This window comes from Dehalobacter sp. TeCB1, from assembly GCF_001707455.1.
Classification (GTDB): domain Bacteria; phylum Bacillota; class Desulfitobacteriia; order Desulfitobacteriales; family Syntrophobotulaceae; genus Dehalobacter; species Dehalobacter restrictus.
The window spans coordinates 45286-65645 of sequence record NZ_MCHF01000028.1; the positions used below are offsets into that span (position 1 = coordinate 45286).

At 43.6% G+C, this 20360-nt stretch carries 22 protein-coding genes; 4 read left to right on the top strand and 18 right to left on the bottom strand.

Features of this window, described 5'->3' with window-relative positions; all coding sequences use genetic code 11:
- Positions 1 to 67: 67 nt before the first annotated feature.
- Genes A7D23_RS08405 through A7D23_RS16400 form a run of 3 tightly spaced genes read right to left on the bottom strand, consistent with a single transcriptional unit; the run spans position 68 to position 1982 of the window.
- On the bottom strand, positions 68 to 985 hold the full coding sequence (locus tag A7D23_RS08405; RefSeq protein ID WP_019226281.1) for a HAMP domain-containing sensor histidine kinase: 918 nt from the start codon (positions 983 to 985) through the stop codon (positions 68 to 70).
- A gap of 1 nt (position 986) precedes the next feature.
- Complete coding sequence (locus tag A7D23_RS08410) at positions 987 to 1664, bottom strand: response regulator transcription factor (RefSeq protein ID WP_019226280.1); 678 nt, start codon at positions 1662 to 1664, stop codon at positions 987 to 989.
- Between the two features lie 48 nt (positions 1665 to 1712).
- A complete protein-coding gene (locus tag A7D23_RS16400) occupies positions 1713 to 1982 on the bottom strand; it encodes an alpha/beta hydrolase (RefSeq protein ID WP_345787673.1) in 270 nt (89 codons plus the stop codon).
- A gap of 506 nt (positions 1983 to 2488) precedes the next feature.
- On the opposite strand from A7D23_RS16400, the gene A7D23_RS08420 reads away from it, so the two are divergent.
- Entirely contained in the window at positions 2489 to 2716 is a 228-nt protein-coding gene (locus A7D23_RS08420) for a helix-turn-helix transcriptional regulator (RefSeq protein ID WP_019226278.1), read from the top strand.
- Positions 2709 to 3008, top strand: coding sequence for a hypothetical protein (locus A7D23_RS08425; RefSeq protein ID WP_019226277.1), 300 nt, complete (start codon positions 2709 to 2711; stop codon positions 3006 to 3008). Before A7D23_RS08420 ends, A7D23_RS08425 begins: the two co-directional genes overlap by 8 nt.
- Positions 3009 to 3178: 170 nt before the next feature.
- Here A7D23_RS08425 and A7D23_RS08430 read toward each other — a convergent pair whose 3' ends face one another.
- The 8 genes from A7D23_RS08430 to A7D23_RS08465 form a co-directional block, all read right to left on the bottom strand.
- Positions 3179 to 3439: a hypothetical protein gene (locus A7D23_RS08430; protein WP_019226276.1), complete on the bottom strand. Its 261-nt coding sequence runs from the start codon at positions 3437 to 3439 to the stop codon at positions 3179 to 3181.
- Between the two features lie 5 nt (positions 3440 to 3444).
- A complete protein-coding gene (locus A7D23_RS08435) occupies positions 3445 to 4356 on the bottom strand; it encodes a DUF1566 domain-containing protein (RefSeq protein ID WP_019226275.1) in 912 nt (303 codons plus the stop codon).
- A 357-nt stretch (positions 4357 to 4713) separates the two neighbouring features.
- The gene (locus tag A7D23_RS08440) at positions 4714 to 5427 is read right to left on the bottom strand and encodes an SDR family NAD(P)-dependent oxidoreductase (protein ID WP_019226274.1); all 714 of its coding nucleotides are present in this window, start codon (positions 5425 to 5427) and stop codon (positions 4714 to 4716) included.
- A gap of 205 nt (positions 5428 to 5632) precedes the next feature.
- Positions 5633 to 6397 carry an ABC transporter permease subunit gene (locus A7D23_RS08445; protein WP_019226273.1) on the bottom strand — a complete coding sequence of 255 codons (765 nt, stop codon included), beginning with the start codon at positions 6395 to 6397 and terminating at the stop codon, positions 5633 to 5635.
- Positions 6394 to 7311, bottom strand: a complete 918-nt coding sequence (locus A7D23_RS08450) for an ABC transporter ATP-binding protein (protein WP_019226272.1) — start codon at positions 7309 to 7311, stop codon at positions 6394 to 6396. The genes A7D23_RS08445 and A7D23_RS08450 overlap by 4 nt, the downstream gene beginning before the upstream one ends.
- Positions 7311 to 7511 (bottom strand): PLDc N-terminal domain-containing protein, encoded by a 201-nt coding sequence (locus A7D23_RS08455; RefSeq protein WP_019226271.1) that lies wholly within the window; start codon positions 7509 to 7511, stop codon positions 7311 to 7313. Before A7D23_RS08455 ends, A7D23_RS08450 begins: the two co-directional genes overlap by 1 nt.
- Positions 7511 to 8629 (bottom strand): helix-turn-helix transcriptional regulator, encoded by a 1119-nt coding sequence (locus A7D23_RS08460; protein WP_019226270.1) that lies wholly within the window; start codon positions 8627 to 8629, stop codon positions 7511 to 7513. Before A7D23_RS08460 ends, A7D23_RS08455 begins: the two co-directional genes overlap by 1 nt.
- A 244-nt stretch (positions 8630 to 8873) precedes the next feature.
- Positions 8874 to 10853 carry an elongation factor G gene (locus tag A7D23_RS08465; RefSeq protein WP_019226269.1) on the bottom strand — a complete coding sequence of 660 codons (1980 nt, stop codon included), beginning with the start codon at positions 10851 to 10853 and terminating at the stop codon, positions 8874 to 8876.
- A gap of 242 nt (positions 10854 to 11095) precedes the next feature.
- Here A7D23_RS08465 and spoVB point away from each other — a divergent pair, with 242 nt between their 5' ends.
- A complete protein-coding gene (gene spoVB, locus A7D23_RS08470; RefSeq protein WP_019226268.1) occupies positions 11096 to 12649 on the top strand; it encodes a stage V sporulation protein B in 1554 nt (517 codons plus the stop codon).
- A gap of 33 nt (positions 12650 to 12682) precedes the next feature.
- Here the strand turns inward: spoVB and A7D23_RS08475 are convergent, their stop codons facing one another.
- From A7D23_RS08475 to A7D23_RS08505, 7 genes are all read right to left on the bottom strand, one after another.
- On the bottom strand, positions 12683 to 12934 hold the full coding sequence (locus A7D23_RS08475) for a hypothetical protein (protein ID WP_015042869.1): 252 nt from the start codon (positions 12932 to 12934) through the stop codon (positions 12683 to 12685).
- A 13-nt stretch (positions 12935 to 12947) separates the two neighbouring features.
- The gene (gene surE / locus A7D23_RS08480) at positions 12948 to 13703 is read right to left on the bottom strand and encodes a 5'/3'-nucleotidase SurE (protein WP_019226267.1); all 756 of its coding nucleotides are present in this window, start codon (positions 13701 to 13703) and stop codon (positions 12948 to 12950) included.
- 39 nt (positions 13704 to 13742) lie between these two features.
- Positions 13743 to 14315 carry a GTP cyclohydrolase I FolE gene (folE, locus tag A7D23_RS08485; RefSeq protein ID WP_019226266.1) on the bottom strand — a complete coding sequence of 191 codons (573 nt, stop codon included), beginning with the start codon at positions 14313 to 14315 and terminating at the stop codon, positions 13743 to 13745.
- A 153-nt stretch (positions 14316 to 14468) separates the two neighbouring features.
- Positions 14469 to 15686, bottom strand: coding sequence for a cation:proton antiporter (locus A7D23_RS08490; RefSeq protein ID WP_019226265.1), 1218 nt, complete (start codon positions 15684 to 15686; stop codon positions 14469 to 14471).
- The gene (locus A7D23_RS08495) at positions 15686 to 16186 is read right to left on the bottom strand and encodes a cation:proton antiporter regulatory subunit (RefSeq protein WP_015042873.1); all 501 of its coding nucleotides are present in this window, start codon (positions 16184 to 16186) and stop codon (positions 15686 to 15688) included. Before A7D23_RS08495 ends, A7D23_RS08490 begins: the two co-directional genes overlap by 1 nt.
- Before the next feature lie 226 nt (positions 16187 to 16412).
- Positions 16413 to 17186 (bottom strand): methyltransferase domain-containing protein, encoded by a 774-nt coding sequence (locus A7D23_RS08500; protein WP_019226264.1) that lies wholly within the window; start codon positions 17184 to 17186, stop codon positions 16413 to 16415.
- A 171-nt stretch (positions 17187 to 17357) separates the two neighbouring features.
- Positions 17358 to 18506, bottom strand: coding sequence for a tetratricopeptide repeat protein (locus tag A7D23_RS08505; RefSeq protein WP_019226263.1), 1149 nt, complete (start codon positions 18504 to 18506; stop codon positions 17358 to 17360).
- 300 nt (positions 18507 to 18806) lie between these two features.
- Between A7D23_RS08505 and A7D23_RS08510 the strand changes: the two genes are divergently transcribed.
- Complete coding sequence (locus tag A7D23_RS08510) at positions 18807 to 19841, top strand: phosphatidylserine/phosphatidylglycerophosphate/cardiolipin synthase family protein (RefSeq protein ID WP_242871512.1); 1035 nt, start codon at positions 18807 to 18809, stop codon at positions 19839 to 19841.
- Positions 19842 to 20360: the final 519 nt, after the last annotated feature.

Genomic DNA, 20360 nt, shown 5'->3' on the forward strand with positions numbered 1-20360 from the left:
CTGCAATATTGACTATATCACAACAATCTTTCCACAATCTTTCTAGAATCTAACAGTCTTGAAAGATTTACTTTTCTATTGGCAAAAATACTGAAAAGGTAGAACCACTGTCCGGCTGTGATGACACCTTGATATAACCTCCCTCGGCTGAGATGATCTCTCTGGTCAAAAACAGCCCAAGACCAACACCTTCTTGATTACCAGCGGTTCCCGAGCGGTAGAACCGGGTGAATATTTTGCTTTGCTCATCCTCGGAAATACCCATCCCATTATCGGTTATATCAATACGGCAGAACAACTCATAGGGTATGGCTTTTATGGTAATACACCCGCCGCTTGTGGTATATTTTACGGCGTTATCCATGATATTATATACGGCTTCTGTCGTCCATTTCAGATCAAAATGGGCACAACTCTCCGTATCTTCCATGGCAACAGAAATGCCCTTGGCCTCCGCCTTTGGCCTGATCTGTATCCGAACTTCATCCAGCAACCTTTGGAGGGCTTCCTGTTTCGGTGAAACAGTAATAATACCCGTTTCCAGCCGTGATATTTTCACCAAAGCATTGATGAGGAAATTCAGCTTTTCCGCCTGTGCAGACAAGGCTTGCACACAAACTTTACAGTCTTCCGGCAATTCGTGTTCACTGAGCAGCTGTGAATAAAGCAGGATATTGGCAACGGGTGTTTTGGTCTGATGGGAAATATCAGAAATCAGCTCTTTTATTTTATCCTTTTCCGCAAGCAAATTCTTGGAGGATACCGCACATTTGGAAAGATACCGTGCAAGCTTAGCTTCCACCGCGGATAAAGCAGATTCATCAAAAACATCTTGGGCAAAGCTACCGTTTATGGCTGTGTCCAACATATCTTCAATTTTTTCAAACGTTTTCTTTGTTCTTTGACGGTTAACGACAATCACCATCACGGCCGCGCATACCGCAGCAATGGCAATCCCGATACAGGTGTAATCAAGTGTATTCATCTCACTGCACCGCCCAGGTGTAGCCAATCCCATAGACCGTTTTGATATATTGCGGTGCAGACGGAAGTTCTTCCAATTTATCACGCAGTCTTTTTATCGTAACCGACAAGGCATTCTCGTCAACATACTCGGCTCCATCTGTCCAAATCCTGTCCACCAAATCTGTACGAGAAATGGTTTTTCCCTTGTTTTCTATTAAGACCCGAAGCAGTTTCTGCTCGGTTTTGCTGAGTTCAATGGGTTTGCCGTCTCTCTTGAACTCCATCCTTGCAAAGGAAAAGGAAAACCCATCAATCTTTACGGTATCGCGAACCTGATACCTGCCCTTCCGCAGTTGGACGCCCACTCTGGCCCGCAGTACCATCAGACTGAAAGGTTTTGTGATATAGTCATCCGCCCCAAGCTCAAACCCGGTTACAATATCAGTTTCCAAATCATTGGCAGTCAGGACAATTACAGGCAAAGCCAATTTCTTACGGATCTCAGCTAGAAGGTCAAGACCGTTTCCATCCGGTAAATTGACATCGAGTATCACCAAATGAAAGAAGTTGGTTTTTAGCTGTTTCTTGGCCGCGGCAATGTCATACGCCTGCACAAAGGTGCAATGATCTTCTTTAAGGGCCAGAACAATACCATTGCTCAGGGCCGTATCATCCTCGACAATTAAAATGTGATTCATCATGCACCTCCTGTCTGTCGACTTGCATCTTCGAAGGGTTAATGGGTTCTACCTTTTGATCAATACTTTCGGTCTAAAATTAATTGATTGGTCTTGCATGAAATCTGCAACGCATCGTAGTACCTGTTCCGCCATCGGACTCAGAAGGATCAAATGACCACCTTCATGAAAATATTTAATCGTTTTCTTATCCGAAGACACGTGTTTATTGATATAATCCACGCTCTTTTTTCTTACGGTGTCATCATCTTCAGCTTGAATGATTAGGATAGGACAATTTATTTTCTCTAATTTTGGCTTTGTTTGGTGTAATCGTATTTGTTTGGTGTAATAGTAATAGAAATTGGATCATAGTCAAAAATGGCGAGATTTTTTTTGCTTGTAGGTATCTCTTAATATGGTTACACTTCTTTATGTAGCGAATCAAGGCGCTACTTTCATTCGGTATATGTCCCGATATAACGGTATGGCGTATCCAAACTTTTGCCCTTTTTTGGGCTGCTGCTCCCAGTCTTACCAAACGTCCTGATTTTCCACATGGTTTACCAAAGGAGATGTGATTAAATTTATTCGGCAAACATACGATGATCGCCTCCAAATGCTTCAGCAGATCAAAAAATTATTTTTCTTTCAGTATATTACTGAACCTATCTTAGATTGGTTCTTACAAATGGGATTACAGGCATACTTTAAGGCAAACTTTAACTTTAACTACTTTAGACACATATTACGATAGCTCAACAGACAAGTATACTTATTATTTTGACAAGTATACTTTACATCACCGTTTGAATATGTTACTATGTATTCGTGGAGGTGATAGTTTGAATGAGAATATTCAGCTAAAAAACCGATTAAAAGTTGCCAGAGCGGAAAAAAATCTTTCACAGGAACAGCTTGCAATTCTTGCAGGCGTAACCAGACAAACAATTAGTTCTATTGAAACAGGTCAATATTGTCCAACAGCAAAATTAGCATTAATTTTATCAAAGGTTCTAAATAAACAGTTTGAGGATTTATTCTATTTTGAGGAGGCTATAGATAATGATTAGTAAAATGGTCGAGAGAGATGAAAGAACGACATTTATCGAAAATATTAGTTATAAATTTGGATATGTCTTCATTACTTTTGCATTACTTCTTGATACTGCATATAGATCGTTATATTCCAATGAAGCACCATGGGATCTACTTGCAATTATTATTATAAGTGGTGTTGTTATGTCAATATATCAATACAAACAAAGAATTTTAGGAAACACTTGGCTAAGAACATTTATTTTTACATTTATCATTGCCTTTATTATTGCAATTATAATGGTATTCGTTAGAAAATTATTCTAAACTTTTCCGGCGTATGGAGGCGCGGCCGATACGTACGGTCTCGCATAACGTCTCGTAGGTTCCCACCGCGTCTCAACCGCATCCATATTTTCTAAGTGGCGGACGAAAGCATACCAATAAAAATCTCCGTCCGCGCCATGAATGACGGCCCCTTAAATTACTTCCTATCTTTATTGGATCCCCTTTTCTACCCTTAAGGATGCAGCATAATTAGGGTTTTGCCTTTTTATATTTTGCATAATGGCAATCAATAATTCTTGAAGCAGCGTTTTGGAAATAAACTCATATCCAGGCAGCTTGGCATTCCAGGTGTGCACTAATTTCTCAAACAGTTCCTCAACCGCGTAGAAATCCGTTAAATTTTGTACAGGCTGCAGAGGGAGGGTTTCAACAGCCTCCGTTATCTCATGTTTTCCATCATTTAAAACCACATAAGCTAATTGATCTCTTTGACAGCTCTAAAACTCATATAATCTTGTCGATCGATCTTCCTTTTATCAAATATACCTCCATGATAGACAATGATATATGCCTGTTGTTCATCCTTTACTGATGTATCTGAAGTCCAGTAATAGATTACCTTGGAATGTACATCCCATAAAGGTGTTTCTTTATCTGGTGTTCTATCATAGACGTCCTTCTCTTCTTCCGGATACCAGACTCCACCTGCATTTTCGTCGTGGAGCATCATAGAACGAACTGCTTCATCCACTGTTGGCAAGCGCCAAATATTTTGCTCTTCCTTCATAGTGGTTGTACCATCCTCTGATAAATACTTGCATATATCTTGTGCCTCTTTCCAGGAGGTCCCTTTGTCCGGCCAGCCAGGCCCTCTTGGTGCCCAAGCCAGAGTTACACCATTCCCTTCTACTATTCTCATACCAAAATCATTATCATTAATTCTTTGGGAAACTTTAATACCTTGAGGAATTGAAATAGCTAAAGTAATAACTAAAGGAACAATTATGATTAACCTATATGCCCATTTCTTAGGCTCAGGCTCCCCAAAATAATAAAGTAGCCCAAGAACAGCAAAAGGTATAATAATCAATAATCCTAGCACATTAAAACTGGCACCGGAAAAAAAATAAATACAAAAGCCACCAAAAATTAGATGTAGTAGAAAACCCATCCTTTTCCATCTTAATATAACTAATGCTAATAATACAAAAATGATAGCAAATACCATATATTGGAGTAAAAACATACAGAGGTTGTCTCCGATGGAAGTAGCGTACCAGCCTTCATGGAAATTTTCAAAAGCTCCCCAATAAGCCCATACACTTGACAATATAACAGTTATGGACACACCTATCCATCCGATAATTACCTTCTTGTTTTTTTCCATCCTCAATCTCCTCAATTAAATCACCGCTATAATCTATGTGGATACTCAAACAAAATGTTTCAATGTTATTTCTTTCAGAGTCACGGTAGAGATGCCGGTGTACGGAACTACCGCACCGGGCTCCTCATGAGTATTCGCTTTCGTAATTGACAGATACCTGTCTTAGCTTTTCCCTTCAGTGAGGTTTGCATCTGTTTTCCGGTCCTACACGTCCGGCAGATGAGTTTCCTGTGTAGGCTGTAGCCGAAAACATATGCAATATTCAAATACAAACAAAGACCTTAATGTTAGCCGTTGGGGCTTCTCTCATCAAGCCCATCAAATAAATCGCTTGGTTTTTAACGTCTAATATCAGACTTAGAGTTTGTTATAAAGCCAATTTGGCATGATTTTTAACAACCACGCTATACTCCGCCAACGCTTACTGATATAAGCATGCTTTTTCTTCACCACAATCTTCTTATATATTTGCAATGCAGCCTTCGCTGGTGAGGCTACCCAAAAGAGACCCTCACCCTGAGCCATAGCCGTATCAACAAAACCAGGTTGTATGTCTGTAATAATTATAGGTATTCCTAATTTATATGCCTTTTGACGTAACCCTTCTAGATAGTTGGATACAAAAGATTTTGAAGCATTATATGCTGGGGCACTTCCATTACCTCTAAGAGAAGCAATTGATGATATACCTACAATATGACCTACGCCTCGCTTAACAAAGTATTTAAAAGCCACATTAACCATCGCTACGAAACCGGACACATTGACATCAATTGTTTTTTTCTCTTTATCAAAATCAAGATCAGGATTTATAAATCCACAGCCTGCGCTGATGATAATTATTTCTACTTCGTTCATTTCCTGAATTAAGTCTTCTAATAATTTCATGGCTTCTGTAGAAGAAACATCAAAGTTTTTAATATATGACTCAGTAATAATTTCTTTCTGGAGCTCATGTAGAAGCTCCATTCTTCTACCAGTAAGCCCGACTATATAATTATTTTCAGCTAATATCTTTGCCAATTCTCTTCCTATCCCAGATGTAGCTCCAATTACAATAGCTTTCTTCATAGCCAGGCACCATTCCTTAATTTATTAAAACTAATAAATAACCGCACCTAAAAACACAAAAAAGAAAACCCCGAAACAACTTTATATAATTCAACATAATTAAATATATTCCTTGTTTTTCCATAACATCCTTATGGGAAATTGAAAACTGCTGCCAAAATAATTTGTCAGCGGTCCATGGAATAATGCATCATCGTGCTTTGTCTTACAGTTTCTTTTTCTTGAACACCAGGAGTGAGAGAATCAAGCATAACACAATCAGCAGCAGCGCCGTCCAAGCTGTTACGGACATGTCGCCAATTGTTTCCGCATTTGTAAGTAGCGTGATGTTATCCGAGGCAAGCGCGACGGGATTCCATTTTTGAAACACCGGAAACACATTGGCAATCAGCAGGAGCATCATGATTGCGGCTGTCAGAAGAAGTCCTCCGTAATTCCCCGATGCAAGTGTGCTGGCCAGCAGAAGGACTGCCAGGAGAAAAGCACCGAACAGCCATAGGCAAAACAACGAGAAAAACAGATGAGGCAAGGAGAAGCTCCCGAACAGATAAACAGTGTATCCGTAATCGGTGATCGCGGCAAGGACATAGCTCACCGTCCACAAAATCAAAGCCGCCAAATATTTTGACATGATGACCGCAGATCGGGACAACCCCTTGGCAAGAAGGATGACCAGCGTACCGCGTGTCACTTCCTGGGAGAGTATAACGTTGAAGACAAGCAGCAGGATGATCAAACCCATTTGGCTCATGTTCTTGAAGAATTGGCCATAGGCATCCAGGACTGTCGGCTCCGGCATGCTGATGGATATTCCCTGAACGGTCAGCTGGGCAAAAATATCGGGCATCATCTTGGCCAGTAAGGGGCTCATCATGCCGAATAAGAACAGTACCGAAACCATGATAACGGCTTTATAGCTGCGGATTTGCTCCAGAAATTCTTTTTTAGTAAAAGCGATTAAACCGTTCATTGAATAACCTCCAAAAATACATCTTCCAGCGAAGGTTCAAGCACTTCATATTTCAGAACGAAAACTTGTTCCCTGAGCAGCAGTTCCAGAATTTTTAGCCCTTCCGTAGCCATGTCCTCAAGGCGGACGGTCAGGGAATTTTCTTTAGCCTCCACTGCAGATACGAAGGGGAGATTTGCAAGCTTCCCGGCAAGAACAGCAGCGCTGTCTTGATCCGCCAATGCTATCCGGAGGGAACTATGGCGATAGCTATTTTTGATATCGGAGAGTTTCCCTTGTAAAACAAGCTTGCCATCGTCCAGAATCCCAATATGATCACAGAGCCGTTCCACATCGGATAAAATATGGGTGGAAATTAAAATGGCGGTCTGCTTCCCGGCAATGGACAAAATGTCCAATATTTCTTTTCTGCCAACGGGGTCAAGCGCCGAGGTCGGTTCATCGCAGATCAGGAGCCGTGGCTCGTTCATCAAAGCCTGCGCAATCCCCAGCCGCTGTTTCATTCCTCGGGAAAAACCGCTTATTTTTCGGTTACTGTTCTCCAGCCCTACAAGGGCCAGCAGTTCTTCCGTCTTTTTCCGGATTGGGCGGGGCTTCTGCCCGGAGATTTCCCCGCACAGTCTTAAATATTCGACGGGTGTCATGTAACTGTAAAACTCCGGCACATCCGGAAGATAACCCACATGCCTGTTGGTTTTTGTGTCTCCGTAAGCGACTTTTTCCCCGCACACTTTGATTTCTCCGGCGTCAGACTTTAAAAACCCCAAAAGCATTTTCATGGTGGTTGTCTTCCCTGCTCCGTTTTTTCCTATCAAGCCAAAAACGGAGCTTTCGGAGACTGAGAAGCTCAAATCCTGTATGACCGGAAGACCCCCGAAGTTTTTCTTGACATGTTCCAGCTTCAGAATTTCCATTAGTCGTCACCTTTGCCTAAGGTAAAATACAAGATAGGGCCGATAATCTGGAACAGGACGACGACAATTACCCAAAGCACCTGATTGCCGATGCGGTAAGTCCTGTGCCGGAAAATATGAACGAGCGCAGCTGCTGCCAGGGCAACTTCAATCACCATGATCGGAATTAGAAAAGGTAAATAAGACATTAGATCTTCCATCAGACTTCCTCCTCCATCGATTCAAGTCGTCGCCAAAGTTTCTGATAACGCTCCTCCGATTTAAGACTTTGAAACGCAGGATTATCTACAACAACGCTCTTTAAATCTTTACGGATGAGTTTATCGCTGCGCGGAGCATCTCCTCCCAAATTGAGAGATTCAAAATACGGCTGCAGCATGTCAAAAAACGAATTTCCTTTTAGTTTTAACGGGAATGTATTCTTTTGAAAAATGATATCCGCGTATGCTTCCAACATATCCAGCGCTTTTTCATTACGGTTCTGCGCTGAGTAAAGCGCAGCTGCCGTGAGATACACCGTGAAATAATGGGACGGCTGCATCTCTTTGAGCTGAAATACCTCTCCAAGACTCAGCACTTTTTGCAGACAGGCATCCGTTTTTTCCGGAGCATCTGCATAAAGTGCCATGAGGTCGGGAAAAGCCCCGAAAAGACTGGCTACATTCGTATAAATAAATTGCTGGAGATAACGCTTGGCGCGGTCGCTGTCACCTTTTATTGCATAGGCTTTGGCCAGCAGTATTCCCGTTGATACCGGTCCTTCCTCGGTCCCTTCGAGCAGGTCGATAGCTTGGGCAGGCTCCTGCAGGGCCAGGCAACAGTAGGCTCGCAAGGAAAGTGCCTCTCTGGCCAGTGCCGCGTCACCGCTGTTCTTTTCCACACACTCAAAATATCCCGAGGCTTCCCGCAGAACCTCGTTCATCCGGTCTGGTCCGCCAGCAAGCGGTGCGTGGTTAACCAGCAGCTGCGCGATGGAATATACCAGATTCCAGCACGAATGATACTTCTTGATAATCGCCAGGCACTCGGCATAGGTTTGGTCAAAGGACTCAGCAGCAAAAGCATTTGCCAATCTGCGGTACAGTTTTCTTATATCCTCCTTTGTCATTTGAGCTTCATACCCCAGAAGCTCATCAACGCTTACGTTGAAGAAGGCTGCCAATACAGGCAACAGCATAATATCCGGATAGCTTTGTCCTGACTCCCACTTGGAAACCGCCGGTTTGGATACCCCAAGATATTCGGCCAGTTCTTCCTGGGTGAGCCTTCTTTCTTTTCTCCGGGCTGCAATTATTTTTCCAATGTTGATTTTGGTCATAGATCCCACCTCATTTTTAATTCTTAAGTTTTGATTTTCAAGTTCATTATAGTCTGCTTATTTTTTTTACTCAACGGAATCGTCGTTAACAATTGTAAAAAAAGTTAACTATGAGTTAACTTTCTGCAGGTCTTATCATTGGCGGGAATGTTGGCGCGGCAAACGACAAAAAACCGCTGACAAAATCATTCGTCAGCGGCTTTAGCTTACCTACAATCATTCAGCTTTATTCGTGCATTCAGCGTTACTCGTGATGCTGGTGCTCTTTCTTGAGCTGGGCGACCAGCGCGTCGGATAATCTTGCCGGAACTTCCTCGTACCCGATGAACTGGGTCGTGAACGTGCCTCTCCCCTGGGTCATAGCTTTGAGGTCAATGGAATAGCGCATCATTTCGGATTGGGGCACATGGGCTTTGATCACCTGGCATTTGCCGTTGGGTTCCATGCCAAGGACCTTGCCGCGTTTGGAGTTCAAATCTCCGATGACATCACCCATGAATGCTTCAGGAACCTTGACCTCGGCCTCAACGACTGGTTCCATCAATACCGCGTTGGCCATTTCAGCACCTTTCTTGAAAGCAAGATGTGCCGCAAGTTTAAATGCCATTTCTGACGAGTCTACGCTGTGATAGGAACCGTCATACAACGTGAATTTCACATTCGTCATCGGATATCCGGCTAGAAAACCATCAGCAACTGCTTCACGCAGACCTTTTTCAACAGCAGGGAAATAGTTTCTCGGAACCGCTCCGCCGAAAACTTCTTCGTTAAATTCAAAGTCTTTTTCCGGGTTTGGCTGCATCTTAATCCAGACGTGTCCGTATTGGCCATGGCCGCCGCTTTGTTTCTTGTGTTTGCCTTCAACTTGCACCAATTTTTTGATGGTTTCTCTGTAAGGAACTTTCGGTACTTCGGTCTCGACGGCAACACCGAATTTTCTAGCCAGTTTTTCGCCGACAATATCGAGTTGCATTTCACCGAGCCCGCTTAAGATCGTTTGTTTGGTTTCTGTATTTTTGCCGACGCTGATGGTCGGATCTTCATCGACTAACCTAGCCAGTGCGGATCCGAGCTTATCTTCATCGCCCTTGCTCTTCGGTTTGACGGAAAGCGGCAGCGCAGGTTTTGGGAATTCAATTCCGTCCAGTTGAATACCTTTCTCTTTCGTTGTAAAAGTATCTCCTGTTTTTGTCTCCTGCAGTTTCGCAACGACGGCAATATCACCGGCCTGGACGCTGGCCGTATTATCCTGGTTCTTCCCTCTCAGATAGAACAGCTGGCCCAGTTTCTCCTCGACTTCCCGGTTTGCATTGTAGACAACTGTCTCACTGGTAAACGTTCCGCCATAAACTTTGAAGAAAGTCATTTTGCCGAGATAGGGATCAGCAAGCGTTTTAAAGACCAACGCAGCCTTTTTGTCGATAGGTGTAGGGGCAGGCACATAGTCAGCCAAGAATTGTGCGAATTCCTTTACGCCCAGATTTTTTTCTACCGAACCAAATAAAACCGGAACGATCATATTCTGAGCGAGCCCTTTGGCTGTGATCGTTTTTAATTCTTCATCGTTTAGGGACTCTCCATCCAGATATTTCATCAGGAGTTCATCATCAGCTTCTGCCGCAGCTTCAGCAAGTGCTTCTTTCAATATGGCAATATCATCTATATATTGATCAGGTATGTCGGGTTGGAACATACCAACCACACCTTCGAATGCTGCCTCTTTGCCAACCGGAATCTGCATTTGAACGAAACGGGTATTCGGGTAAGTTGATTTCAACCGATCCAGTACCTTTTCTGCATTGGAATTTTCTCTGTCCAGTTTATTGATAAAAATAACTTTAGGGAGTTGCTTTTCTTCGACCAGATCCCAGATGATCTCAGCCTGAACTTCTAAACCATCAACCCCGCTGATCACAAAAACACTTGTTTCCACGACGCGCAAAGTACTGATGACTTCACCGATAAAATCGGAATAACCAGGTGTATCGAGAACATTAACTTTAACATCCTTATGCTCGATCGGAATTAATGAAGTGCTAATTGAGATGTGACGTTGTACTTCCTCTTGAAGGTAATCTGATACGGTGTTTCCATCGTTTACTTTCCCGATGCGGTTCGTTACTCCGGCATTAAAAAGCATGGTCTCAGCCAGCGATGTTTTACCTGAACCTCCGTGCCCCACAAGACAGATATTACGAATACTCTTGGTGTCATAGCTTTTCAAGAATAATCTCCCCTTTGTCTATTCTTTTTAATAACTTGACTTAAACAAGACTATAGCAATAACATCACTAATATTAAATTATAACATGTTTAATTCTCTTTAATTCTCTGTGGTTTCCACAATTCCTCTAAAAAAAACTGTATCCCTAAAAAAACTTGGAGCATGACCTTCTTTCCCGGTGCATAAGTTGAATAGAAATCAACTATATGTACTCTGACAGAGTATCGGCCAGGGAGGAAGAAATGCCCAGAAATAACCTCATTTTCGGTGCAGTCATTCTTTTTGGGGCGAATCTGGTCAACCGTCTGCTCGGGTTTGTCTACCAATACCTGATTATGCACTATATCGGCAGTGAAGCGTACGGATTGTTCTATATGGTATTTCCTGTCTATATGACTGCACTGGTCTTAACCACAGCGGGAATACCACTGGCTGTCTCCAAAATGGTTGCCGAAAGAGTCTCTATTGGCCGCTATGCTGAAGCCCGGAGAGTATTCCGGACAGCTTTCCTGACTTTATTTATTTCCGGTCTGCTGGTTACCATCACGTTGTACCTGAACAGATCCCTGATCGTTCACAGTTTCTTTGCGGATGAGCGCGTTGGAATTGTTTTTCAGATCTGTATCCCGTCGATTTTTATCGTATCTGTGGCTTCTGCGTTCCGGGGATATTTCCAGGGACTGCAGAATATGGTCCCTTCAGCGGTCAGCCAGGTTTGTGAACAAATCTTCCGGATTGGGATCGGCTTTTCTCTTTCCGTATATTTATTAAAGAAAGGCATTGAATGGGCAGCAGCCGGTCTTGCAGCAGGAATGCTCTGTGGGGAGATCGTTGGTTTGCTTGTGATCCTGATTCAATATCTGATGCAGCGCAAGCACCTGCCTTATGGAAATCAAAACGGCGGGCAATCCAAACCCGTCATGCCGGAGCTGATCAGTTTGTCCTTGCCCGTAACCGGAAGCAGGCTGATGGCTACAGGGCTGTCTTCTTTGGATACCGTCATTATTCCCAAACAGCTTCAGCTTGCCGGCTATTCGGCCAGGAACGCCACCTCTCTCTTTGGAGAGTTCAGCGGGACTGCACTTACGCTGCTCTCGTTTCCAAGTGTCTTTACATTTGCGCTGGCGACATCGCTTGTCCCGGCTATTTCCGAAGCAATGGTCCGAAATGATGTCCGGGCTGCCAGGAATAAAAGCATAGATGCGATCCGCTATACCATTATGCTTGGATTGCCGTGTGTCATTGCACTTTATTTTTTTGCTGAACCGCTTACGCACCTATTCAAAAGTGACCATGTATCTGCAGTGTTGAAGGTCTTAGCCTTGGGCGGGCTGTTTGCCTATATTCAACAGACGACCACAGGAATTCTGCAAGGACTCGGCAAAACCTTTTTACCGCTGGCCCATTCGGTCATCACGGCAGTATTCCGGATCCCGCTTCTTTTCTACCTGACTGGAATTCCGAAATTTGGTCTCGTGGGTACCGCTTTAACTTATGTATTTGGTTTTGCCATGATGGCTTTCTTAAACCTTTATGCCATAAACAAGCACATCGGACTACAAGCTGATCTGAAATCCATGATCCTGCAGCCGGTCCTGGCCGGACTTGGTATGACAGCTGTGCTCAAAAGCATCTTATGGCTGATCCCGGGCCAAACAACGCTGCTTACGAGTCTTACTGTCCTTCTTGCCGCAATCGTGATTTATTTTGGGATCCTGATTTCTCAGGGAGGCATTTCAATAAAAGAAATAAAGAAGACCTGGCGGGCTTTGAGGTTTTGGCCTAAAAATAAATAGTGCCCCATTTACAGCATACCTAGCGTTATGCTTTCACCGCCAAAAATTTCGGATCTTGCTTCCCCACTGCCAATACGTCAGCAGGGCTACCACCAAAACAATCACAATAAGCAAGATCTTATAAATAAAATAAATTTTCACCACGGACAGCAGCGTAATAATGACAGCAAGAACAATCGGAATGATAAATAATTTTTTAAGATTATTCTTTCCACCTTTTTCTCGACTCAGCCAGAAAATAATAATAAACACAGCAAAATAAAAGAAAAAAATCCAAAAGCCCATACATTTCTCCTCCCTATAGTAAATTTCCCATGGTCTTTAACCGTTCATAATCGGTCAGGTCACAGTGTAAAGGCGTAACCGAAACATACCCTTCCTGAATTGCCCTGAGGTCGGTATCCTGTTCTTCTTCAAAAACGAGCGTTCCGGTGATCCAATAATACTCTCTGCCATAAGGAGATTTTCTGTTTTCGAACGCATTGTCGTAAACAGACCTGCCTAGTCTGGTGACTCTTTTTCCCTTCCATTCCTCCCTGTCGCAGGGCGGCACATTGATATTGAGCAGGCCACTCTGATACTGAAGCAAGGGGCTGTTCGTATCAATCAAGCGTTTGATGAGCAAAGCGCTTGGCATATAGTCTTCGTAATCATAATTGGCAAGTGATACCGCAATGGAACGTATCCCTAACAGGGCACCCTCCATTGCGGCTGCCACAGTACCTGAGTAGAATACATCCGAACCGAGATTCGGTCCGTGATTAATTCCGGATATGATCAAATCCGGCTTGGCAGGAAGAATATCCCCCTGTATTGCCAGTTTGACACAGTCTGTCGGTGTTCCGTTGACAGATACACCGATATGATTATCTGGCAAGGAATGATGGGTCACGAAGATTGGTTGAAACAGGGTGATAGACCGTCCAACAGCTGATCGCTGCCCTTCCGGAGCCACAACGTAGATCTCATGCTGATGGTCCGCTGCCAAAGCATCATACATGGTCCTGAGACCGGCAGCAAAATAACCATCATCATTTGTCAGCAGGATTTTCATGCAAAACTAGCCTCCGTCATTCTGCCGCTCATTATTGGATTAGTGTCTGCCCATAATTAATGAGAACGCCTCTGCCCTGGTGGCAGCGCTGGTTTCAAACATTCCTCTGACTGCTGATGTAACGGTCTGCGCGCCGGGTTTTTTAATTCCGCGTACGGTCATGCACATATGCTCAGCTTCAATGACGACAATAACGCCGCGCGGATTAAGCATATCATTCACAGTATTCGCAATCTGGCTCGTCAATCTTTCCTGTAGCTGTGGCCTTCTGGCGTAGTCTTCGGCAACTCTGGCCAGCTTTGACAATCCTGTCACCTTGCCGTGTCTCGGTATATACGCAATGTGGGCCTGTCCAACAAAAGGAAGCAGGTGATGCTCACACATTGAATAAATCGGAATATCTCTAACCAGTACCATTTCCTCGTGGTTTTCCGAAAACAATACAGACAGGTTCTTGCTCGGATCTTCATGAAGTCCGGCAAAAGCTTCCTCATAAAATCTGGCAACTCTTTTGGGAGTATCCTTAAGTCCTTCTCTTTCCGGATCCTCTCCAATTGCTTCTAAAATATCCCTTACAGCTCGTTCTATTTTTGCATGATCTATAGCCATCATGATCGCCTCCTGTTATGGTGTAAATTAGCGGAATATTTTATTAATTAGGTCAACTTGAATTGTATCATTTATTTTCGATTTGACCAAATTTTTTTTACTTTTTCTGCAGATACGCAATTCTCTCGACAATTTTATCATCATAATTTTACTTCTTTAAAGTTTTAACCTGCGTTTCTCAGGCAGCTCCGGCCATTTAAGGATCGGCCCAATTAACTTATACACCAGACTGGATTCCTTGGTCAGTATGGGGCCCAATATGGCGAGAATAAGCACATACAAGGCAGAAAACGGCTGCAGGACTCCCAGCAAGCCTCCTGATAGGGCCAGTGTGGCGAGTATAATCGAAAATTCACCACGTGACAGGATCGTTAAGCCAATCCTGAGTGAAGCGCGATGAGACAGCTGAGCTCTCCTTCCGGCTATAAACCCAGCAATCGTATTACCAAGAAGCGTCAGCAGTACTGCGCCAAGGACCGGCCAAACAGCGCCACCCAGCGTAAAAGGATCGATGCTTAGACCGAAACTGAAGAAGAATAATGCGCCGAAAAAATCACGAAAGGGAACAATAATGTGTTCAATCCGCTCGCGATGCTCCGTCTCCGCCATTACGAGGCCGAGTAGCATTGCTCCGATGGCCTCGGCAATATTCAGGGTTTCGGAAATCCCCGCAACCAACGTCACCGCCGCAAAAGTCACCAGTAAAAACGTCTCGTCCGAAGGAATATCCAGCCGGCGGTTCAGCCACGGAACGAGCTTATGGCCCAAAAACAGAAATGCCCCGATAAATCCAAGTGCAACAGCTGCTGTAAGCAGGACTGTAACGGTCGAAGTCGAACCTGAAAGAACCAAGCCGGAGACAACGGATAAATAAATTGCCACAAACACATCCTGAAACATCATCAGCCCTAAGATAATTTCTGTCTCATCGTTCGCAGCTCGTTTTAACTCGACGATGACTTTAGCTACAATAGCGCTTGACGAAATTGTCATCATCCCTGCTACGACCAGGATTTCTTTGACGGGCCAACCTAAAAGCAATGGGTACAGCAGCGCAACAGAAAAGTTGATGAGCATATAGATGAGGCCGCTGCGGAGAATCGACGGTCCCGATGCCATCAGCTGTTTGATTGAGAATTCTAATCCAAGAGAGAATAGTAAAAATAAAACACCCATCTTTCCCATAAAGTCGATGAGCGCGGCTGACTGAATAAACCTGAAATCAAATACCCCGATATGAGGAGCATGAGGTCCAACAACCATCCCCGCAATAATCAGAATAGGCACAATGGAAATCCGCAATTTACCGGCTATCATCCCCGCCACGGCCGATAAAGCCAGAGCGAGACCAACTTCCAGTAGCAAATGCTCCATTAATGAACACTCCCGTGAAACAGGAGTCCTTTAGCAGCTTTCACCTGTTCTTTTTCTCCCAGAATAACAATCGTTGCACCTTCCTGAAGAACGATGTCGGGATTGGGATTGATCGTTTTATTTTGGTCTTTTTTCACCATCGCAATAATCGTCCCGCCGGTCCGCTTCCGGACCTGCATCTCACCGATTGATTTACCAATCGCATAAGCCCCCGTTTCAATCCTGTACCATTCGAGTACCATATCCCCGATGGCTACCTCAACAGTATCCAGATCTTTGGGGCGATAGGCCATTCCGCCCAGAATTGAGGCAATACAACGCGATTCTTCATCATCAAGTGTTACCATCGAGATCGATTCATTCGGATCCTCGAGGTAATAGTGATACATTTCCCGGCGCCCGTCATCATGGACGATCACGACCAGCTTATCTCCAGACCGGGTGTCCAGCTGATACTTTTTCCCGATTCCCGGCAAGTCTTTTTCCTTGACTAACTTCATGCCAAAAAGCCTCCTTTTCCTTTAAATTTACTTTAACAAATCTACGGATATAAGTAAAGAAACGACAGCATTGGATAAAATAAGAATTCCCCATTCAGACTATGCCTGGTCAGCTAATTACGACACAAAAAAAGACATAACGAAACTTTAGTTCCGATACGTCCTTCTAACTTCTTTTATGTGGTGAAATCTTCATTTTGCCATATCGACGTCAATGTAAATCAAATCACCGCGTTGCTGTAAAGAATACGCGGTCGAAAGTAAATAAAATTTTACCGTCTTTCGAGCCGGCATAATACTTCATAATTTCCAGCATCAGATCACTCTCAAATTCTTTTTGCTTTTTGTCTTCATGAAGACAATCCAAGTAGGGTCTCAGCCCGGTGCTTCGATACAGATCCAGGATATCGTCATAACTGTTCATCAAATGATAATACCTGGTTTCCCATAATTCGATTTCCGGTGTTAATTCACAGAGAATATCATAATAATATTCAGGAGTATGAACCTTATAAGGAATCGCAATGTGATTAAAATAGCCGGACCACTTCGCTGAGGATACCAGGTCTAGAAGCAGCTGATGAATCAGCATTTCATTGACAAACGGAACTTGGACAGCTAATATGCCGCGGGGTTTCAGCATGGCAAACAGTCTGGAGATAAGAAGATCATTATCAGGAATCCATTGGAAGACCGCATTGGAAAATATGAGGTCGAACTGGCCCAGATCGGAAATGTCCCGTCCGGCATCTCGTAATAACCAACATACTGACGGATTTGTTGCTTTGGCAATTTCGAGCATGGCATGTGAATTATCAATGGCTGTGATAGCCGCATTCTTCCATCTCTCCGCTAAAATGCGGGTGCTATTACCCGGGCCGCAGCCTACATCCAGAATGTTTTCAGGCTGTTCAAGCTTAATACGGCTGACTAAATCACGTGACGGTTTGGATCTTTCTTTCTCAAATTTTAAATATGCCTCTGGATTCCAGTCTGCCATGGTAATGCCCCCCAAAAACGTTTCTTTGGTATATCAAACACTCTAAGCACTTTCTGATATATCTAAGTGCAGCTAAGGCTGCCGCCTTCACCAATGGCTTAGCGCCAGCCAAGTTTTCTATAATTGTACCAGAAAATAAATGATAATGAAACCTCTTTGGGAAGTCTGACCTTAAATGGCTTTTTTAACCGTTAAGCCGAAAGATTTATTGTAACAATCAACTGCCACCTTTGTGTTGGACATTTCTTCATACGTATTCCCAAGCAGGATCCAGGCCGCGCTGTTTTTGTTGTCCATGGAGACCAGTCGTTCCAGGATAATTTTAGCGTCGTCCCACAGCCCTTTTTCGGTCATGCAGACACTTAAATTATAGAGCACCGTTTTATCTTCCGGATCAATTTTCAGGGCATTCTGATAATACTCAATTGCTTTGCGCGTTCTTCCGAGCTGAAAACAGATAAAGCCTAAATTATTCAGCAGCAATGTGTCGTTATTCTTCAGCGTATAGGCTTTTCTAAGTAATCGGTAAGCCTGGTCGTCCTGCTGAAACTCGTGGTAAATGCCGGCCAGATTGCATAGGGCATCAAGATCATCCGGGTCATGTTTTAATACTTTCTGGAACAGCTTCCGGGCTTTGCCCTGCTGACCGGTCTGCGCATAGCAGTAGGCCAGCCTGGACATCAGGCTGAAATGCCCCCCGCATTTAATCGCTTTATGGAAAGATTCGACCGCATCCTCGGTCTGATTCATTTTTAGCTGCATCTCAGCTTTCATTTCCCAGTATTCCGGCTGATACGGCTTCACTTTACAGCAGCCGCTGAAACAGTTTAAAGCTTCCCTGTATTGCCCCTGGAACTGATAGATGCTGCCAAGTCGAAAAAGGATATCGGCATCTCCAGGTGAGGAACGCAGAGACTTATCCAGACAATTAATAGCTTCCTGCCATTCCCCAAGTTCGAGGTAACAATCCGTCTGCAGATTCCAGTAAGTACTGTTCGCTTCCAGCTGAAGCGCATTTTCGAGATGAATCAAAGCATCATTGACAAATCCCTGTCCATGACAGCAGCGGGCCAGTAAAAAATGTACTTCAGCCAGCTGTCCGGGCTCTTCGCTATAGATGATTGCTGCTTCCAAATAGGCCTGAGCTTCTTTGAAAACCTTATGATCAATCAGTGTTTTCACCTCTGCCAAATACAGGGCGTCGGAGATATTTTCTGTGTTTAAGATTCCAAACAGGATTTCCAGGGCCTGCTGTTCTTCACCCATGAAAAGCAGCCAATTAATTTGCAGTTTTGTCTTGAGATGTAAGCGGTTTCCCATATCAACACCCCTAAATATAAAATTATCGTCAAAGACGAGTGCCTTGTTAACCTTAAAATTATCATATTACAAAAACTATGACGCCCGGCTAGCTAAGATTTTGGTTAACATGGTACTGGATAGTTATTCTTCTTCCTTCCATTATTTACCTCTTATTTTACTGAAAAACCGCTCCTCAAATAACATCTCAATTAGATATTTTTCCAATTGGAACTATTTTTTTCGTTATTTATTTCTAAAAATATGTATAATAAGAGAAGAGTTGCCAAAGCTCAATTTATTGATAAAGAGGCTGATATTTTGTCCAAAGCAAAAGTACCCTTCTTGATCATCATGATGATCATCATGATAGCAATACCGATAATGTCCGGATGCAGCAAAATATTCTCGTTTTCCGCTGATGAAGAATCCAATCCAGTATCAAACTTGCCACCTGGTGCGCTTTACATAGACGGAGCTGCTATCCGTCCGCTAACTCTGAATGTAATTAATCAGGCCAAACAATCCATTTATATCGAGCTGTCCAGTCTGAATGATCAGGAAATCATTAATTTGCTGATTACAAAAGCGCATTCGGGCATCGAAGTGAGACTGCTGCTCGATCAATGGCAGAGAGATAATACCTCAACCATCAAAGCACTAAAAAATGAAAACATATCGGTCCAGTACTATCCTGCTGAAAAAGGACAGTACCAGACAGTACGCTATATGGTTGTTGATCACAAAACGGCTGTTTTTTATGAAAAGGACTGGACCGCCAAAGGCTTCGATGCGCACAGCATGGCTGTAAAGCTATCCGGAGACTCTGTCGGTGTCATGGACAAATCCTTCGGCAAAGACTGGACCTATACGACAACACTGTCGCTCGATTTACCGGATACTTCCAAATTGCCAGAAGACAATATTACCTTTGCCGTTACTGTCAATGTTAAACAGCAGCTTCTTAATTTAATCAACGCTGCTACGTCTGAGATCTTAATAGAAACCGAACAACTAAGTAAAGACGATATAATTGATGCCCTGATGGAGGCAAAAAAAAGAGGCTGTAACGTGAAAGTGATCGTCAGCCTTTCCAGTGCGATTACCTCGCCCGATGCCATTCAGGAATTAAAGGATGCCCAGATCGAATTACGCTATTACAATCATCCTGACAAAAAAGCGATGGGCGCAAATTTCGGTATTTTTGATCAGACAACGCTGTTTTTTTCCAATTCTGCCTGGACATATCCTTCTTTTGTTATTAATCACGAGAGTTCCTTGACTATCCCTTCCCCTGCTGCCGCCAAAAAAGTTACAGCGCTGTTTGATGAAGAATGGGCTAACAGTACACCTTAATCAGTATTTCTCGTTCCTATCCTTATATAAAACCATATGTAGGGCAAGTCTGTGGGCCACTATACCGCTTTTCGGCAGATTGCGCCCTCCATGGCGAGTCGCCTCCTTGCCATCCATGGCATCGCCGACATTAGGCCATCCGTGGCCGTCAAAAAGCCGCGCTACGCTATCCTGCTCCGCTCGCAGCGGAACTGTGTCCCACAGACTGATCTTAGGGTTATTCAAGCAGGTCTGCATACTAAAATACAGAGCATTTTGCGTAGTTATTATCTGGCATACTGAACTTACTTAAACAACTTTTGACCAGTCTGCGTGCCATAGTTCCAGCGTCAAGCGGAGCAAGGAGGCGAAGTGGCCCCAAATACTTTAGTCTGACTATTATTTACTTATTTACTCAACTTTCCCACCCTGTCGGGTAGGTTGAAACCTTGAAAGTCTTTGAAAGTATGGTTAAATACAACAAGGAAACCACCAAATCTGGTATAATGAGAATAACCACAAACCCAATAATACCAGTAC

What these genes read in the sequence shown, in the direction of transcription:
- A7D23_RS08405 (WP_019226281.1), bottom strand. Translation starts at nt 985, where the DNA reads ATGAATACACTTGATTACACCTGTATCGGGATTGCCATTGCTGCGGTA.
- A7D23_RS08410 (WP_019226280.1), bottom strand. Translation starts at nt 1,664, where the DNA reads ATGAATCACATTTTAATTGTCGAGGATGATACGGCCCTGAGCAATGGT.
- A7D23_RS08425 (WP_019226277.1), top strand. Translation starts at nt 2,709, where the DNA reads ATGATTAGTAAAATGGTCGAGAGAGATGAAAGAACGACATTTATCGAA.
- A7D23_RS08435 (WP_019226275.1), bottom strand. Translation starts at nt 4,356, where the DNA reads ATGGAAAAAAACAAGAAGGTAATTATCGGATGGATAGGTGTGTCCATA.
- A7D23_RS08440 (WP_019226274.1), bottom strand. Translation starts at nt 5,427, where the DNA reads ATGAAGAAAGCTATTGTAATTGGAGCTACATCTGGGATAGGAAGAGAA.
- A7D23_RS08445 (WP_019226273.1), bottom strand. Translation starts at nt 6,397, where the DNA reads ATGAACGGTTTAATCGCTTTTACTAAAAAAGAATTTCTGGAGCAAATC.
- A7D23_RS08450 (WP_019226272.1), bottom strand. Translation starts at nt 7,311, where the DNA reads ATGGAAATTCTGAAGCTGGAACATGTCAAGAAAAACTTCGGGGGTCTT.
- A7D23_RS08455 (WP_019226271.1), bottom strand. Translation starts at nt 7,511, where the DNA reads ATGGAAGATCTAATGTCTTATTTACCTTTTCTAATTCCGATCATGGTG.
- A7D23_RS08460 (WP_019226270.1), bottom strand. Translation starts at nt 8,629, where the DNA reads ATGACCAAAATCAACATTGGAAAAATAATTGCAGCCCGGAGAAAAGAA.
- spoVB (WP_019226268.1), top strand. Translation starts at nt 11,096, where the DNA reads ATGCCCAGAAATAACCTCATTTTCGGTGCAGTCATTCTTTTTGGGGCG.
- A7D23_RS08475 (WP_015042869.1), bottom strand. Translation starts at nt 12,934, where the DNA reads ATGGGCTTTTGGATTTTTTTCTTTTATTTTGCTGTGTTTATTATTATT.
- surE (WP_019226267.1), bottom strand. Translation starts at nt 13,703, where the DNA reads ATGAAAATCCTGCTGACAAATGATGATGGTTATTTTGCTGCCGGTCTC.
- folE (WP_019226266.1), bottom strand. Translation starts at nt 14,315, where the DNA reads ATGATGGCTATAGATCATGCAAAAATAGAACGAGCTGTAAGGGATATT.
- A7D23_RS08490 (WP_019226265.1), bottom strand. Translation starts at nt 15,686, where the DNA reads ATGGAGCATTTGCTACTGGAAGTTGGTCTCGCTCTGGCTTTATCGGCC.
- A7D23_RS08495 (WP_015042873.1), bottom strand. Translation starts at nt 16,186, where the DNA reads ATGAAGTTAGTCAAGGAAAAAGACTTGCCGGGAATCGGGAAAAAGTAT.
- A7D23_RS08500 (WP_019226264.1), bottom strand. Translation starts at nt 17,186, where the DNA reads ATGGCAGACTGGAATCCAGAGGCATATTTAAAATTTGAGAAAGAAAGA.
- A7D23_RS08505 (WP_019226263.1), bottom strand. Translation starts at nt 18,506, where the DNA reads ATGGGAAACCGCTTACATCTCAAGACAAAACTGCAAATTAATTGGCTG.